The following is a 16068-nucleotide window of genomic DNA, read 5'->3' as shown; positions in this document are numbered from 1 at the left end:
TATGAACACGCTATTGTTTGAAATGATATCCGTTAGAACTGGTAAACCAATCCTAATGCCACCACATCATCCGTATTCAAATTCAGCGGATTATTGTCGTTTAGCTGGTTTATTTTGTAGTCCACAAACGCCGACATATTTTTATTGAAATAATAGGTTGCCGCCACATCGATATATTTCACTAAATCTGCATCGCCAACGCCCTCAATATCCTTACCTTTTGATTGGATATATCCCAGCGACGGACGCAGGCCAAAATCGAATTGATATTGCGCAATCACTTCAACGTTTTGCGTTTTATTAGCGAGTCCCTTCACGCTGGTATTGACCCCATTAATCACAGATGAGCCTGATATTGGGGTCATATTACGTGTTTCCGCATACATGGCAGCTAAGTAAACATTATTAGCATCATATTTTAAGCCACCGGTCCAAGCATCCGCTTTGTCGCCGTGACCAAATGCAGCCGCCTGCTGCGCGCGAGTACGGTCTGAAGAGGCGTACGCGCCACCGATGGAAATACCATCAACGATTTCATAGGTTGTCGATAAAGAGTAACCATCACCATTCTGTTTGGTAATGTCGCGATCGTTTTCATTTTTACCCTGATACTGCAGCGCAAAATTTAAACCATCAACCAGACCAAAGAAATCACGGTTTCGATAGGTTGCGAGACCGGTGCTACGGCCCGTCATAAAGTTATCGGCTTTGGTATAGCTGTCGCCGCCAAACTCGGGGATCATATCCGTCCACGCTTCAACGTCATAGAGCGCACCGTAGTTACGGCCATAGTCGAATGAGCCAAACTCGCTAAACTTCAGCCCTGCAAAGCCTAAACGTGTTTTCGTTCCTGTCGCGCCATCACTTTCTGCGCGGTTGGCGGCAATTTGATATTCCCACTGACCAAAGCCCTGCATCATATCGTTGATCTGCGTGACGCCTTTGAATCCGAAACGCACATAGGACTGGTCGCCATCAACCGCATTATTGTCAGAAAGATAATGTTCAGCCTTCACTCGGCCGTACATATCCAGCTTGTTACCATCTTTATTGTAAACTTCTGCCGCCTGCGAAACAGATGTTGCCAGAGAAGCAACCGCCAATGTCATCATCATTGCCAACGCGCTTTTTTTCATTGTCTCATCCATCAATGTTGTTATCTGCAATTACGTATTTTTTATGCCTTGCCTATTTCTTCTGAAGGCGCAGATGTTTTACCGGATGTAGATGTAAGTTTTATTGCACAAAAAATACTTTTGATGACAATGAAATAGACTCATATAAAACAGGGCTTAATTTTAGAAAAAATTCGGTTAATTAAATACCTACAGAGTTCTGGGATAATGTGGCCACAACCTGTATTTATAAGAGATTTTAATGTTTTTGGCTATTATGTAAAATATCAAAATGTTTGCTAACATTTTTCTAATTATCATCATTCTCTTTTACCGTGGGCAGGCTGAAAACAGGTCTATACTTTTGAGGTTTTACTTTTTTGCACTATTCAAGTGCATCCTTAAATGCTGACCTAGCTTGGCCTGAGTGTAGGAACTGACTGATGAATAGCTTATTAATTGACGATGTCGCCCAGAATTTATTTCGCAATGAAGTTTCAAAGGTTATCGGCGAGGCCGTCAGTGATTTAGTCGGGCGTGAGGGGGATATCGTTTATGGTAAGTTAATTAACTCGTTAGCTCACTCTGCCGATCAAGAAACCAGCCTTGAACGCAAGACGTTATTATTAAGCGCCATTGACCGCCTTATTGGCGATGAAAATTTGCTGCGCCGCAAGCGACTCTTGCAAACCAAATGATCTGTTCAGTTATGCTCAGCCATGTTCAATTATAGGGGCCATGTTTAGCATCAAACGGCAGCATAAACGTATCGGCAATGAGAGAAAACGGCACATCTAAAGCCGTGACATAACGCCAAGGGCTATCGCGAAGATCCCACTGTACGCCCGGATAATATTGATAACCGTGCCCTTTCGCCACCGTCCGGCTAATGATGCTGCCACAGCCGCTGAGCAGCATCACGCAGGTCGCAAGCAAAACCCATTTTGACCATAGTCCTGTCTTCATTCTTTTCTCATATTGACGCAATGAAACAATTTTGGAGTATATATCAGTGGCTAGACGCTGACACCTGCGCTAAGGTGAAGATTAAGCCGTTACGGTTGATTTTCGAGCTAACCCTCCGCGGTAAGTGATTAAATTTATAGCACTTAGCTTCTAAAAACTAACCCAACAGCGAAAACAAGTTCATACTAGATCAGGTTACCTCATTCATCTTTAAGGAGGCTGTTATGTCAGATCCACACCACATCGCCGATTGGGCGCGCCTACGTCAGACATCTGTCGAAATCGCACACGCAATTTTCGAATTAGCTAAGAATGATGAAGTATTAGCTGAAAAAATTTGGGAAGAAGGCAGCGACGAAGTCTTGCCATTAGCATTCTCTAAAACAGATAAAGATGAGCTGTACTGGGGTGAAGAAACCATCTTCCGCGCCAACGTGTAACGCGCCTCATCCCTTCAGACCATGCCCGTGACCGCGGGCATTTTTGTCTCTTTTTTTCACTCTTTTTATCGTTAAAGGCTAGGTTATGCACCATCTGATGCTGGATATTGAAACCTTGGACACCACGCCAAGTGCGGTGATCCTTTCTGTCGCAGCCGTATTTTTCGACCCGATGACGGGGGAACTGGGCGAAAGTTTTACCGCTCAGGTCAGCCCGCAAAAACCTCAGCCACAACGCACCATCAGCGCAGATACGGTCGCGTGGTGGGCGCAACAGTCTGACGCGGCGCGTAAAGAGGCCTTTTCCGGCACCGAAACCCTGAAGAAAGTACTGACTCAGTTCAGCCGTTTTATTCAGATTCACACAACGGATAAAGTTCACGTATGGGGCAATGGAAAAGAGTTCGATTGCTCAATTCTGGAACATGCCTATGGTCAGCTTGAAATGAACTGCCCGTGGGATTTTTGGCGTACGCAAGATGTGCGCACGTTAGTCACGCTGGCGCGCACGCTTGGCTTTGACCCTAAGAAAACGCGTGCTTTTGAAGGCGTACCGCATCTGCCGTTGGATGATGCTCGGCATCAGGCTCGTTACGTCTCAGATATCTTCCGTTCGCTACGTATGATACCGTCTGCACTTGAAAATCATCAGTAAAAATTTCCCAAAATACAGATGAGAAACACCTGCTTAACTGCCAATCACCATTAAAAAAATTATTATGCGAAACTATATTCTGCTACTGCTTACGCTTGTTTTGTTTGGTCCTTTGGGGATCGACCTTTTCCTGCCGACTATCCCGGCCATTGCCGCTGATTTTCAGGTTAAGAACGAAGTCATTCAGTCCACCATTTCCCTATTTTTATTAGTCATGGGGCTGGGTCAGCTTATCGCGGGCCCGTTGGTAGATAAATTTGGTCGCCGCCCTATCGCACTAGTGGGAATTTCGCTCTATATCGTGGGCTCGATCTTGGCGGCGCTTTCCACCTCTTCCGATATTTTCGTTATTGCCCGCGTAGTTCAAGGCTGTGCCGTTTGCTGTACCGGCGTGGTGTGTTTCAGCGGGGTTCGTGACCGTCTGAGCGGCAACGAGGCGGCAAAAGCCTATGGTTTCCTCAACGGAACGCTCAACATTGTACCGGCCTTGGCACCGCTGTTAGGCGGCATATTGGCAGAGTTATTTAACTGGCGCGCACCGTTCTGGTTCTTGGTGTTCTATGCCGTAGTGGTTTTCATCATTATGGCTATCTGGCTGCCCGAAACTCGCCCTGCGGATACCAAACCGGTCACAGGTTTACCGCTGAAACAATATGCACGTATTCTCAGCAACGGACGCTTTGTGCGCTTTGCCTTAGTGAATGCCGGCGCGATGGGGATGGCAATTACCTATGTCTCATTTGCACCCACCGTTTTGATGACGGAAGGCCAGCTTTCACCGCTGACTTTCTCGCTTATTTTTGGCGGTAATGGTTTCTGGATTTTGCTGGTCAGTCTGTTGGCAAATAAAGTGATTCAACGCGCGGGTCGCCCATTCTGTCTTATGCTCGGCACCATTCTGATGGGGTTAGGCTGCGTCGGCTTATTCGCCGGGATGCATTTACTACCGGAGGCTGCCAGCCAACACTGGCTTAGCTATATGCTACCCGTCGCCAGTGCCTGTGCGGGATTAGCGTTTATTATGGGGCCCGCCACCAGCTATGCACTGGAGCCATATTCCGACGAGGCAGGCATTGCTTCTGCCTTGGTTGGTTTTGTGCAAATGGCGATTGGCTCAACTATTGCGCTAATCGCCATTGCGTTGCCAATGCCGGCTAAGCCTGCGTTGGCGATTGTCATGCTACTCGGTGGCTTATTAGCCTTATCAGCCCGATTATTGAGCAGCAAACTCAAAGGTCGTGTTAAGTCGGTTAATCAGGCCTGATTCGATTAGGGCTCTTGCACCATCAGCGAATGATCACTGGAACTCTCTGCGCTACGGCGCAGAGAAGTTCATAGCCTATCGTTCCCGCAGATTGAGCAACATCGTCAACCGGCAGATTTTGTCCCCACAGTTCGACAGACGCACCCGTCTGCACGTCGGGCAGCGCGGTTAAATCTACCGCGAGCATATCCATCGATACTGCCCCCAACAGCGAAGTACGAACTCCGTTCACCCACACCGGCGTTCCAGACGGCGCATGCCTTGGGTAACCATCAGCATAGCCACATGCCACGATACCGACTCTCTGCGGCTGATCCGCTTGGTAGCGACTGCCATAACCGATAGCATCGCCCGACGCCATATTTTGAATCGCAATAATTTCACTGTGTAAGCCCATCGCCGGCTGTAAATTGGCATCGGCGATGTCCTGCCAGCGCCCAGTTGGCGATGCACCATATAAAATAATTCCGGGTCTAACCCAGTCTGCGTGCGTATGTGGATGCCAAAGCACGGCTGCCGAGTTGGCTAAACAGCGCGGCGCCAAAATATCTGCGCAAGCTGCGTTAAACGCAGTGAGCTGTGGCTCAACGCCAAGATGATTATCAGCGTTCGCAAAGTGAGTCATCAAAGTGGCTTGCCCCACATTAGGCAGCGCACTGACCGAATGATAAGCCGTCATCAGATCCTCTGGCATAAAGCCCAGACGATGCATTCCCGAATTAACTTTGAGATAGATATCTATCGGCTGACTTAGGTGTGCGTGCTGCAGCATCCGTATCTGTTGCTCACAGTGAATCACCGTAGTCAGGCGATATTGATCAATCAGCGCTAAATCCTGCGCGTGAAAAAAACCTTCCAGCAGCAGAATCGGTCCTTTCCAGCCCTGCTTACGCAGCAGGATGGCTTCGTCGATATCCAACAAAGCAAAGCCGTCCGTTTCTTTCAACGCTGACCAGATCCGACTGAGTCCATGGCCATAAGCATTGGCTTTAACCACCGACCAAATTTTAGCGCCGCGAATTTGCTGGCGTATCTGACGCAAATTATGGGTCAGTGCCGATAAATGTACCGTAGCGTGAATGGGGCGAGGCATAGCCCTCTCCTGTGAAATTAAAGCAAGATGCAGGTGAACCGCAGCGTTTATGAGTGCATAAACTGCCTCTCATAAACGCGTTATTTTTTATTAATGTGCGGTATGGATATCGCTTAAGCTACGCCCGCTTTGCTGATGAAAACGTTTGTCGTAGCGTGCAACGGAAAGATCTTCCGAAGGTATAGCTGGAGTGACGCCGGAAATAATGTCGGCCAGCAGCTGCCCAGAGCCACAGGCCATCGTCCAACCTAATGTTCCGTGCCCGGTGTTTAGATACAGATTTTTAATCGGCGTTTTGCCGACCATTGGCGTTCCGTCTGGCGTCATCGGGCGCAAGCCTGTCCAGAATTTAGCTTGCTCAATATTGCCACCGTTTGGATAAAGATCGCGAACCACCATTTCCAACGTCTTACGACGCGCATCCAGCAGGTTAGTATTGAAACCGACGATTTCCGCCATTCCCCCAACACGAATGCGCTGGTCAAAGCGAGTGATCGCGATCTTATAAGTTTCATCAAGTACGGTAGAAACCGGCGCACCATCAGGATTTGTGATGGGAATGGTCAGCGAATAGCCTTTCAATGGGTAAACCGGGATCGCCAACATGTCATGCAGCAGAGCAGTGGAATAAGAGCCTAACGCCACCACGTAAGCATCGCCGGTAATAGCGTCGTTTCCGCACTGAATACCGGTGATCTGGTTGCCCTCTTTCAGCAAACGATCAATCGATACATTAAAACGAAACTCGACGCCTGCTCGTTGCGCCATGGCTGCCAATTGCTGGGTAAACAGCTGACAGTCGCCGGTTTCATCATTGGGTAACTGCAAACCGCCGGTGAGTTTGTGCTGAACCTGTGCCAATGCCGGCTCAACAGAGCCTAACTCGCTCGCCTCCATCAAACGATAGGGTACCCCCGCGTCCTTCAGCACTTCAATATCACGCGCCGCATTCTCAAATTGCTGCGCGGTGCGGAACAATTGCAGCGTCCCTTTTTGACGGCCTTCATAATGGATATTGGTTTCCGCCCTCAATGCTTTTAAACAATCGCGGCTGTATTCAGACAAACGCACCATGCGGGATTTGTTCAGCGCATAGTGAGAACTATCGCAGTTACGCAGCATTTGCCACATCCAGCGCAGTTGATCGCTGGTGCCGTCCAAACGGATCGCCAGCGGTGCATGGCGCTGGAACATCCATTTAATCGCTTTTAACGGAACGCCTGGTGCAGCCCATGGAGCCGCATAGCCAGGAGAAATTTGCCCAGCGTTAGCCGCACTGGTTTCCAGCGCAGGGCCATCTTGACGATCTAACACCACAACATCATGGCCAGCCTGCGCCAGATACCAAGCACTCGCCACGCCGACGACTCCACTACCCAGCACGATAACACGCATAGACGACTCCACATCCCGATGGTTAAAAGCACAATATTCTAGTTACATAAAAATAACCAAATATAAAAGCCTATCCAACATCTCTTGGCGCAAGTGTGAATTAAATCACGATTATTCATAGGTTTCTGTTAATGACGCTTATTTCTCTATATAGAGAAAATTATCACTAACTCATTGAAATCTAACAATCCGAATCATTATTTAATTTACACACTTGTAACATCAGTCTTAAGCATATGACATTCTAAACAGCCGTGCTGAGCGCCGAGCTTTACTTTATGTTGTATAAATGTGACTCGTAGTGACTTCTCTTGCTTGTCCAGTATCAAACAGCCACATGCATCTACACGAAAGCTAAAAGTCAGCATAAAGTGGCAATTTTCATTTCGTTATCTACAAAATTAACTGAGCAACTACGTTGCAATCAACTGGGTCATATCGTCACTAGGAACAGCACCATGAATAAAATTTAATGCTGAAATAAAGCGATATGCGTGGAGTTAAAAACTATAAAGAGTAAGATTTCTAGCCAGCAAAAAACCTTTCTGATAACGCGTTTTCGTCACTTTAAGTGATTGGTAGCACGACAAAACATCTCGCTTTTTCTCCCTTGAGCTACGCTTGTTACAGGGTCTGCATGTCTGACAGATCCACTGACAAAAAGTCCACTGACAATCATGTTTCGTCGGGAGATGCGCTAATGACTATTTCAACTCGCAAGCAGGCACGGGAAGCCACCACATTAAGTGATGGTCCTGATTGGACATTTCCGTTGCTACAGGATTATTTAGATCAAATCGATCGGGTTGCTAAACACTACCGACTGGACACCTATCCGCATCAGATTGAGGTGATTACCGCCGAACAGATGATGGACGCCTATTCCAGCGTTGGTATGCCTATCAACTATACCCATTGGTCATTCGGTAAAAAGTTTATCGAAACTGAGCAGCTTTATAAGCATGGTCAGCAAGGCCTGGCGTATGAAATTGTCATAAACTCCAACCCTTGCATCGCTTATTTGATGGAAGAAAACACTATAACCATGCAGGCGCTGGTGATGGCTCATGCCTGTTATGGGCATAACTCGTTTTTTAAGAACAACTATCTATTTCGTAGTTGGACAGATGCGAGTTCGATCGTGGATTATCTGCTCTTTGCTCGTCATTACATTACTCAATGCGAAGAACGTTACGGCGTTGATGAGGTTGAGCGCCTATTAGATTCATGCCACGCACTGATGAACTACGGCGTCGACCGCTACAAGCGCCCGCAAAAAATCTCCATGGAAGATGAAATTGCGCGTCAAAAGTCACGCGAAGAGTATCTGCAAAGCCAAGTCAATGAGCTGTGGAAAACATTGCCGCGCCGTGAGCGTGAAGAGCATGCGGTTGAGGCCGCCCGTTTTCCTAGCGAGCCGCAGGAGAACATCCTCTATTTCTTAGAGAAAAATGCCCCGTTGCTTGAGCCTTGGCAGAGGGAGATCGTACGCATCGTGCGTAAGGTGAGCCAGTATTTTTATCCGCAAAAACAGACTCAGGTGATGAATGAGGGCTGGGCCACCTTCTGGCACTATACGATTTTGAATCATCTCTATGACGAGAATCTGGTCAATGACCGGTTTATGCTGGAATTTTTGCACAGCCATACTAACGTGGTGTATCAACCCGCGTACAACAGCCCCTATTATAATGGTATTAACCCCTACGCGCTGGGCTTTGCCATGTTCCAAGATATCAAACGGATTTGTCAAAACCCAACCGAAGAGGATCGCCATTGGTTCCCTGCTATCGCCGGTACGGATTGGCTTGATACGCTGCATTTCGCCATGCGTGATTTTAAAGACGAGAGCTTTATCAGCCAATTCTTATCACCCAAGCTGATGCGCGACTTTAGGCTTTTCACCGTATTGGATGATGACCGGAATAACTATCTGGAGATCGACGCGATTCATAACGAAGAAGGCTATCGCCGCATCCGTGAGCAATTATCAGCTCAGTATAATTTGAGTAACCACGAGCCGAATATTCAGGTATGGAATGTCGCTTTGCGCGGAGACCGCTCATTAACGCTGCGTTATGTGCCGCATAATCGGGCCCCGTTGGATAAAGGCCGCCGCGAAGTATTGAAGCATCTGCATCGTTTATGGGGATTCGATGTGTATTTGGAGCAGCTAAACGAAGATGGCAACGTCGAACTGCTGGAACGCTGCCCCGCTCGGCCCAATCAGCTTTAACCGTTTTCCGATCGCTGCACGCAAAAAGGGCGCATCATGCGCCCTTTATTTTATTCTCTATTACGACCCAATCAACTAGCGACGGCCTTCCGCCAAATCGCTTGGAATTGATCCTTGCATACTATGCCAGATAGCACCGCTGTCTTTTCCATAGTTACGAACGTATTCCATGACTTTTTCATAGTTCTGTTCGTGGCACAGCTGGCTCAGCTTGGCATAAAAGGTCAACGCTAATTTGCGCGCTTCCGGATTTGAGAAGTAATAGCGCCCAACGCGGGTATACAACCCTTTCAGACCGTTGAGGATCAAACCGTAGATAGGATTGCCAGAAGCAAAGGCTAGACCGCGGAAAATTCCATAGTCCAAATCGGTGAAAGCTTCTGCGTGATCGTCCACTGTCTCTGCCTGAGCCAAGATCTCTTGCACTTTATCTGGATGCTGACGCACCGCGGTACGGATAAAGATAGACGCGATATTGGTACGCACAGACAATAGATTATCAATAAGCTGCGGAACACTATCGTGATCGAGACGAGCTAACGTTTCCAGGATATTTAAACCTGAGGTTTCCCAGAAATTATTCACTTTTGTTGGTTTACCATGCTGAATAGTTAACCAACCATCTCGAGCTAATCGCTGTAGAACCTCACGTAGCGTGGTGCGCGTGACGCCTATGAGCTCAGACAGCTCACGCTCTGCCGGTAAGATCGATCCAGGTGCAAAGCGATTATTCCAAATGCTTTCAATGATATACTCTTCTGCAAACCCTGCTGGACTCTGCGCCTTAATAACCATATTTTGACGTTCCGTAACGACGATATTCCACTAATAACATGGCGCTCATCATACCAGATCGCCTATGGCTGATATAGCGTTGATGCTTTAGATTCCACGAAACAATAGATCATCCATCACAAAAATAACCTCATTTCCATACGGTAATTATGTTACACACCTGCATTTCTATGTAAAAGATACCATCAACAATTAACACCTCGTTATCAAATAAGAATAAAACTCAATTAGATCTGGATTGCTGATGGCTATGAGAGTTAAAATAACAATCGTTATCAATCGAGTTCAGAGGACAGTATGGATCTTGCAGGTATTTTGATTAGCGCATCCTGTGTGTTAACGACTTCCGCCCTACTGGTGACGGTCTATGGTGGCAGCGGTATGCCGCGTTTTTTCCGGAAACCTCAGCCTAAGTCTGAACCACATTATCAACAGTCAATTGAAGCTTGCGTTTTAGAGGATGGAAAATCCCCTGACGTTGGCGATCTCAATATCTCTTTGCCAGCAATGAGCGCTATGGGCGATCTCAATATTGCATTGCCGGTAACGCAAACCGTGATTGGCGATATTAGAGAAGCCTATTAGGCTATTGTGATGTGCATAAAAAAACCGCCTGAACGGCGGTTTTTTTGTGTCTTGCGCAACTAAATTTTGCAGCCTTCGCAGTCGGCTTCATCGTTCAGCTCAACAGGGACTTCATTGGCTTTTTCTTGCGCACGCTTTTCAGCCTGCTCAAGCTGAGCATCAATGTCAAAATCAAAAATATCTTCGTTCATACAGAATACCTCGCTAGATCAATAAATGCAGTATAGCGACGTTATCGATGCAGGTAAAACGTCGCATTCATGTTCATATTCTGTACAGACATAAATTATCCAGATAAAAAACCATAATAATGAAATGATTTTTAAGGAATTATTTTATTCCCGTCAACTTTTACGTCATAGAACAAAAAGAGTATAGTCAGAGCTTCGCATTAAAATATTCTATCTGTTTGTTCAAATTTTGGGTGCAGAGTTGTTATGAACACCACATTTTCTCAGGCTTTCAGCAAAAATTTTCTCGGTAACGCGCCAGACTGGTACAAAATAACCATTCTGCTCTTTCTGCTAGTGAATCCACTGGTATTCTTTTTTGTCAGCCCGTTTACGGCTGGGTGGCTGCTGGTTGCCGAGTTCATTTTCACTCTCGCTATGGCGCTAAAATGCTATCCCCTGCTCCCTGGTGGCCTACTCGCTTTTGAAGCCATTCTCATCGGGATGACTACGGCGGAAAAGGTTAAGCACGAGGTAGCCGCTAATATAGAAGTCGTACTGCTGCTTATTTTCATGGTGGCGGGTATCTATTTCATGAAACAGCTACTGCTGTTTGTATTTACTAAGCTGCTGCTTAACATTCGTTCAAAAATCGCACTCTCATTGGCTTTTTGTATTGCATCAGCCTTTCTATCTGCGTTTCTCGATGCGCTGACGGTCATCGCGGTTGTCATCAGCGTCGCCGTCGGATTCTATGGTATCTATCATAAAGTCGCTTCAGGCATAGATGAATCATTGGCACTAAATGATGATAGCCATCTACAAAACGCAGGCCGTCGCTCGATCTTAAATCAGTTCAGATCTTTTTTGCGTAGCCTCATGATGCACGCCGGCGTGGGCACCGCGCTCGGTGGCGTAATGACCATGGTCGGTGAACCACAAAACCTAATTATTGCTAAAAGCGCTGACTGGGATTTTGTTTCCTTCCTATTACGTATGGCGCCTGTCACCGTCCCCGTGTTCATTGGTGGGATATTGACCTGCTATTTGGTTGAGCGTTTCCACGTATTTGGCTACGGCACCCGGTTGCCAAAGCGCGTTCGTCAGGTACTCCGTGAATACGATCAAAACGCTACGCGTAAGCGCACGCGTCAGGAACGTCAAAAACTATTTATTCAAGCACTGATTGGTATTTGGCTCATTACGGCCTTAGCGTTCCATCTTGCTGAGGTAGGTTTGATTGGTTTAAGTGTTATCGTATTAGCAACAGCATTTTGTGGTGTCACCGATGAGCACGCTATCGGCAAGGCTTTTCAGGAGTCACTGCCATTTACCGCCTTGTTAACCGTATTTTTTGCTGTTGTCGCCGTTATCATCGACCAGCAGCTATTCTCACCGGTCATTCATTTTGTGCTTCAGGCATCACCAGAACATCAATTAACACTTTTTTATCTGTTTAATGGTCTACTTTCGTCTATTTCAGACAACGTGTTCGTGGGTACAGTGTATATTCATGAGGCTAAAGCGGCATTGGAGTCTGGCGCGATTTCGCTTAAACAGTTTGAAATGCTGGCCGTTGCGATCAACACCGGTACGAATTTGCCATCGGTTGCAACGCCAAACGGTCAAGCCGCGTTCTTGTTTTTATTAACGTCAGCGCTCTCCCCGCTTATTCGTTTATCATATGGGCGGATGGTGTGGATGGCTCTGCCTTATACCGTTGTAATGACACTTGTTGGGTTGGCCTGCGTCCAGTTCACATTAGAACCGGTGACTCAGCTGTTTTACCAGTGGCATTGGCTGTCTGTACCGCCGGTCAATGAGGTATTGTCGAGCATTAATTAGCAACATCATTAATACTTAAACAATGACTAGTTTTTCAATCAAATAGCTGGCAGGTAAGACAATATCGTTTACACTGCGCACATCTAGCTGTGGCATGGAATGGATCTGATATGTTGCAATTTTTGAATGGTTGTTCTCGTGGACGCGGGGCTTGGGTACTTTTAGCCATTACCGCATTAATATTTGAGTTGGTCGCGCTGTATTTCCAGCATGTCATGCTATTAAAGCCTTGCGTATTATGCATTTATGAGCGCTGCGCATTGTTTGGCATTATGGGTGCAGGCATTGTTGGTGCCATTGCGCCCAAAACACCGCTACGTTGGGTTGCTATCCTGATATGGATTTATAGCGCCTATGAGGGCTTGATGCTGGCATGGAAACACACCATGATTCAACTGCATCCGTCACCGTTTGTCACCTGTGATTTCTTTGTCTCCTTCCCTTCGTGGTTGCCGTTAGACAAATGGGCTCCGGGCATTTTCTCGGCATCAGGCGACTGTTCAGTCCGTCAGTGGGAGTTTCTGACGTTAGAGATGCCGCAGTGGTTAGTCGGTATCTTTGCTGCGTTTTTGCTGGTTGCAGCATTGGTGTTCATTGCGCAGTTTGTGAAACCGAAACGCCGCGATTTGTTTGGCCGCTAACGACCTCTTTAGTATACGAAAGCACCTTAATAGGTGCTTTTTTTACACCTCACCGGTATCAAACTGGCGTAAATCGGGTGGATTGTCACAGTTGCTAGCCTATTTATCCTCGCATCCTTGAATCCCTCGCCTCAGCCCTCTAGTCTTGAATGATGACATCCAACATTCAGAGAGCTAACCTATGATGCACCAATTCAAAGTTGTCTACAGATCGAACAACGAAGTTCATGATTTCATCATGAACGGGCAAGCCACATTGAGTAAAGAAGATGGAGAGGTTCTAGAGGCCGCGCTGATTGACGTGGCGCAATACCTTAGCGCCAGCGCGAAAGATCTGCACATACTCTCGGTTGAACGACTACAGCATCTGTAAGTTAGCCATTGAAGCAAAATTTAACGTAAAAGAGCCTGTAGATTATCAACGAATAAAATTCGAAGATATCTACTAGGCTCTTTATCTTTTAGAGATCTCGCACAGCTAATAATATTTAAATTCTACTATTAATTAAACCAGCTGCTGGCTTTTTTCTCACGAGACTTCCCTTCACTTTGCATCAACTCTTTACCGCCAACAGAAAGGTTGCGGTTCACATCCGCTTCAGACTGAATAACATCAGTTTTCGCTGCCTGAGATTTTAAGTCTTGATCGATAAAATCATTTTCTCTCTTAGCGCGGGCAGCCTGTCGTTCCAATTCTAATTTTCTGGATTGGATTTCTAACTGTCTCAATTCATCTTCGTACGACTGCTCTCTCTTTTTATCGGCATTCGCAACATCCAAGCGCTGTTTTCTTTCTGCTGCATCAATAGCTGCTTTTTCCTGTCGCTTCTTTTCAGCTAAAGTATTTGCTTTAGCTCGTCGAGATTGCTCATTTCTTAATTCACGCTCATATTGAGCCTGCCTTAAATCAGCCTCTCGACTTTCTTGCGCTTTACCTTGATTTTCAGCTTGTGCAACCGCAGAAAGTTGGTCCTGTAGGGAAGACGCGTGAACGAATGCAGGAGAAATCAGCAATGACGTTAGAATATAAAATAATACCTTACGCATCGAGATAAGTCCTTATTTCTTAACAGGGCAAGTTGTATTTGGCTGAATACGGGTTTCATTTTCTTTTGTAGAAATAACTACAGCCAGCCCTGTGGTGAATTGGCAAGCCTTACCCACCTGAGTAGACGTATAGATTTTAGTGCCTTCTTTGTAAGTCAAAGATACACCTTCAACCAATACTTTATCTTTCACTAAGGAGCCAGCGGCTGCGCCTACAGCGCCGCCGCCAACAGCTCCAGCACCGGTGCCTAATGCTGACCCAGTACCTACATTATGGCCAGCTACGCCGCCTGCTACCGCACCAAGAATGGCGCCAAAAGTCTGGGCTGCATTTTTATTTTCGGTATTATCTACGGAGATTTTCGCAGGTAGGATTGAAATCAAGTTAACAGTTTTCGTCTCCTGCTTACCATTCAAATTACTGGTTTCATAAACATCGGCTGCATAGCTATCAGCATTTGATTGGCAACCGGTTAACGCTACTACAGAAACCAAAGAAGAAATTAATAAAGCATATTTTTTATTCATTTAATTATATAACCCCAAAGGAAAAAGTGCGGCGATAATACTGAGTTATTATTTTATTGTAAATGTCATACATTAAAAATAAATACTCGAAAAATAACCCATAAAAAACTGATAACTTATTACGTCTTAATTTAAATGTTTTCATGAATTATAAAATAGGGTTCTAAACCGCTTCACACGGCAATTAGAAAGATATTACTTTTTTATTGTATTTACATGAATTCAACACATAGCATTGAAAATTCCAACATTTATTTTAAAAAAATATATTTATATGAACTGATTTTTTTATATTAAATTTAGGTTAATTAAACCCCTGGACATTTTTTACTCAAAATAAAATACGTAAATTGAGAAGCGAATGAAGAAATGAAATAATTAACCTGCTTATAAATAACTTATATTTCTTAATACAGGTTTATTCTAGTCACCCATCACTCGTCTGATAAGTAACACATGCATAGACTAGATCTGTAGGAAAGTGAGAGAAAAATGAATCACAGTTGCTAACAAGCATTCAGTATATACAAGCCCCCCCTAAGCTAACACCGTTTCCCTACACGATTAGATTCGCTTCATGCTCGCATTCATAATTTCAATGAATGTATAATGGTCGTCAAATCTAGATCAGCCGAACATACGGCAAATCATCACAGGATGCGACACATTAAATTACTCACTTGCTTGATATTTGCACTGTCTAAGGATGCTAAAGATCTTCGAGAGTTTTGGCGAATCGAGATTGTCCGAAAGGACAAATTTTCATGGCGAAGATTGCTAACTAATAAATCCAACCGCAGACGTAATTTTCTCTTTTGGTGGCGCCTCGCCAGCGAAATGGACAAACACGGCTCAAAGCACCATCAAAAAATTGCATCAAGAATATGCGACAAGTTAAAGACGCGCTATGCAGCAGATGTTGAATTGGGTGCAGTCATTGGACCTGGCTTACACATGCCACATCACGCAGGCGTTGTTATATCCAAGCATGCTCGAATCGGATCCAATTTTATTATTCGCCAAAATACAACTATCGGCGCAGTGCAAGATATGCCGCCAGATTCGATCATTCAGATTGGAAACGACGTCGACATTGGCGCTAACTGTTGCCTGATTGGCCCAATAACCATTGGTGATAACGTTAAAATTGGCGCGATGTCTTTCGTAAATAAAGACATTCCTGCAAATGGGGTTTATATCACCCGAAAAACTTCAACGTTTACCCCGAACGACATGAGTTAACCTGATCAGAAGCCGCAGTGAACCATTTGGGACTGGCTAAAAATGGATAAT

General features: G+C 45.7%; 18 protein-coding genes. 10 read left to right on the top strand and 8 right to left on the bottom strand.

Annotated elements, in window-relative coordinates:
• Nucleotides 1-32 precede the first annotated feature (32 nt).
• Nucleotides 33-1136: a porin OmpC gene (gene ompC / locus AB3Y96_RS10215; RefSeq protein WP_072307542.1), complete on the bottom strand. Its 1104-nt coding sequence runs from the start codon at nt 1134-1136 to the stop codon at nt 33-35.
• A 422-nt stretch (nt 1137-1558) separates the two neighbouring features.
• On the opposite strand from ompC, the gene AB3Y96_RS10210 reads away from it, so the two are divergent.
• A complete protein-coding gene (locus tag AB3Y96_RS10210; RefSeq protein ID WP_072307541.1) occupies nt 1559-1813 on the top strand; it encodes a hypothetical protein in 255 nt (84 codons plus the stop codon).
• A 25-nt stretch (nt 1814-1838) separates the two neighbouring features.
• Here the strand turns inward: AB3Y96_RS10210 and AB3Y96_RS10205 are convergent, their stop codons facing one another.
• Nucleotides 1839-2081, bottom strand: coding sequence for a YceK/YidQ family lipoprotein (locus tag AB3Y96_RS10205; protein ID WP_367299112.1), 243 nt, complete (start codon nt 2079-2081; stop codon nt 1839-1841).
• A gap of 224 nt (nt 2082-2305) precedes the next feature.
• On the opposite strand from AB3Y96_RS10205, the gene AB3Y96_RS10200 reads away from it, so the two are divergent.
• The 3 genes from AB3Y96_RS10200 (at nt 2306) to AB3Y96_RS10190 (ending at nt 4440) form a co-directional block, all read left to right on the top strand.
• Complete coding sequence (locus AB3Y96_RS10200; protein ID WP_025802010.1) at nt 2306-2521, top strand: YccJ family protein; 216 nt, start codon at nt 2306-2308, stop codon at nt 2519-2521.
• Nucleotides 2522-2606: 85 nt separating this feature from the next.
• Nucleotides 2607-3176 carry a 3'-5' exonuclease gene (locus AB3Y96_RS10195; RefSeq protein ID WP_367299111.1) on the top strand — a complete coding sequence of 190 codons (570 nt, stop codon included), beginning with the start codon at nt 2607-2609 and terminating at the stop codon, nt 3174-3176.
• Between the two features lie 64 nt (nt 3177-3240).
• Nucleotides 3241-4440, top strand: a complete 1200-nt coding sequence (locus AB3Y96_RS10190) for a multidrug effflux MFS transporter (RefSeq protein ID WP_367299110.1) — start codon at nt 3241-3243, stop codon at nt 4438-4440.
• 22 nt (nt 4441-4462) lie between these two features.
• Here AB3Y96_RS10190 and dadX read toward each other — a convergent pair whose 3' ends face one another.
• The gene (gene dadX / locus AB3Y96_RS10185) at nt 4463-5533 is read right to left on the bottom strand and encodes a catabolic alanine racemase DadX (RefSeq protein ID WP_367299109.1); all 1071 of its coding nucleotides are present in this window, start codon (nt 5531-5533) and stop codon (nt 4463-4465) included.
• A gap of 90 nt (nt 5534-5623) precedes the next feature.
• A complete protein-coding gene (locus AB3Y96_RS10180; RefSeq protein WP_367299108.1) occupies nt 5624-6928 on the bottom strand; it encodes a D-amino acid dehydrogenase in 1305 nt (434 codons plus the stop codon).
• Nucleotides 6929-7628: 700 nt separating this feature from the next.
• On the opposite strand from AB3Y96_RS10180, the gene AB3Y96_RS10175 reads away from it, so the two are divergent.
• Nucleotides 7629-9164, top strand: coding sequence for a SpoVR family protein (locus tag AB3Y96_RS10175; RefSeq protein ID WP_367299107.1), 1536 nt, complete (start codon nt 7629-7631; stop codon nt 9162-9164).
• Between the two features lie 75 nt (nt 9165-9239).
• Here AB3Y96_RS10175 and fadR read toward each other — a convergent pair whose 3' ends face one another.
• Nucleotides 9240-9959: a fatty acid metabolism transcriptional regulator FadR gene (gene fadR, locus AB3Y96_RS10170; protein ID WP_025801997.1), complete on the bottom strand. Its 720-nt coding sequence runs from the start codon at nt 9957-9959 to the stop codon at nt 9240-9242.
• A gap of 297 nt (nt 9960-10256) precedes the next feature.
• Between fadR and AB3Y96_RS10165 the strand changes: the two genes are divergently transcribed.
• Nucleotides 10257-10544, top strand: coding sequence for an alpha trans-inducing factor protein (locus tag AB3Y96_RS10165; protein WP_072307534.1), 288 nt, complete (start codon nt 10257-10259; stop codon nt 10542-10544).
• A 59-nt stretch (nt 10545-10603) separates the two neighbouring features.
• Here the strand turns inward: AB3Y96_RS10165 and AB3Y96_RS10160 are convergent, their stop codons facing one another.
• A complete protein-coding gene (locus AB3Y96_RS10160) occupies nt 10604-10735 on the bottom strand; it encodes a hypothetical protein (protein WP_004090179.1) in 132 nt (43 codons plus the stop codon).
• Between the two features lie 246 nt (nt 10736-10981).
• Here AB3Y96_RS10160 and nhaB point away from each other — a divergent pair, with 246 nt between their 5' ends.
• The 3 genes from nhaB to AB3Y96_RS10145 all read left to right on the top strand — a co-directional run bounded on the left by nhaB (nt 10982) and on the right by AB3Y96_RS10145 (nt 13573).
• On the top strand, nt 10982-12559 hold the full coding sequence (gene nhaB / locus AB3Y96_RS10155; protein ID WP_367299106.1) for a sodium/proton antiporter NhaB: 1578 nt from the start codon (nt 10982-10984) through the stop codon (nt 12557-12559).
• 110 nt (nt 12560-12669) lie between these two features.
• Nucleotides 12670-13200, top strand: a complete 531-nt coding sequence (gene dsbB / locus AB3Y96_RS10150) for a disulfide bond formation protein DsbB (protein WP_072307532.1) — start codon at nt 12670-12672, stop codon at nt 13198-13200.
• Between the two features lie 181 nt (nt 13201-13381).
• On the top strand, nt 13382-13573 hold the full coding sequence (locus AB3Y96_RS10145) for a hypothetical protein (protein ID WP_367299105.1): 192 nt from the start codon (nt 13382-13384) through the stop codon (nt 13571-13573).
• 128 nt (nt 13574-13701) lie between these two features.
• Here AB3Y96_RS10145 and AB3Y96_RS10140 read toward each other — a convergent pair whose 3' ends face one another.
• Both AB3Y96_RS10140 and AB3Y96_RS10135 read right to left on the bottom strand, forming a co-directional pair.
• The gene (locus AB3Y96_RS10140) at nt 13702-14247 is read right to left on the bottom strand and encodes a DUF5384 family protein (RefSeq protein ID WP_367299104.1); all 546 of its coding nucleotides are present in this window, start codon (nt 14245-14247) and stop codon (nt 13702-13704) included.
• A gap of 12 nt (nt 14248-14259) precedes the next feature.
• Nucleotides 14260-14775, bottom strand: coding sequence for a hypothetical protein (locus tag AB3Y96_RS10135; RefSeq protein ID WP_367299103.1), 516 nt, complete (start codon nt 14773-14775; stop codon nt 14260-14262).
• 657 nt (nt 14776-15432) lie between these two features.
• Here AB3Y96_RS10135 and AB3Y96_RS10130 point away from each other — a divergent pair.
• Nucleotides 15433-16017, top strand: a complete 585-nt coding sequence (locus AB3Y96_RS10130) for a serine acetyltransferase (RefSeq protein WP_072307621.1) — start codon at nt 15433-15435, stop codon at nt 16015-16017.
• Nucleotides 16018-16068: the final 51 nt, after the last annotated feature.

Source organism: Hafnia alvei (assembly GCF_964063325.1).
GTDB classification, from domain to species: Bacteria; Pseudomonadota; Gammaproteobacteria; order Enterobacterales; family Enterobacteriaceae; genus Hafnia; species Hafnia alvei_B.
The sequence above is the reverse complement of the archived record's forward strand: the minus strand, read 5'-3'. Positions and strand labels throughout refer to the sequence as shown.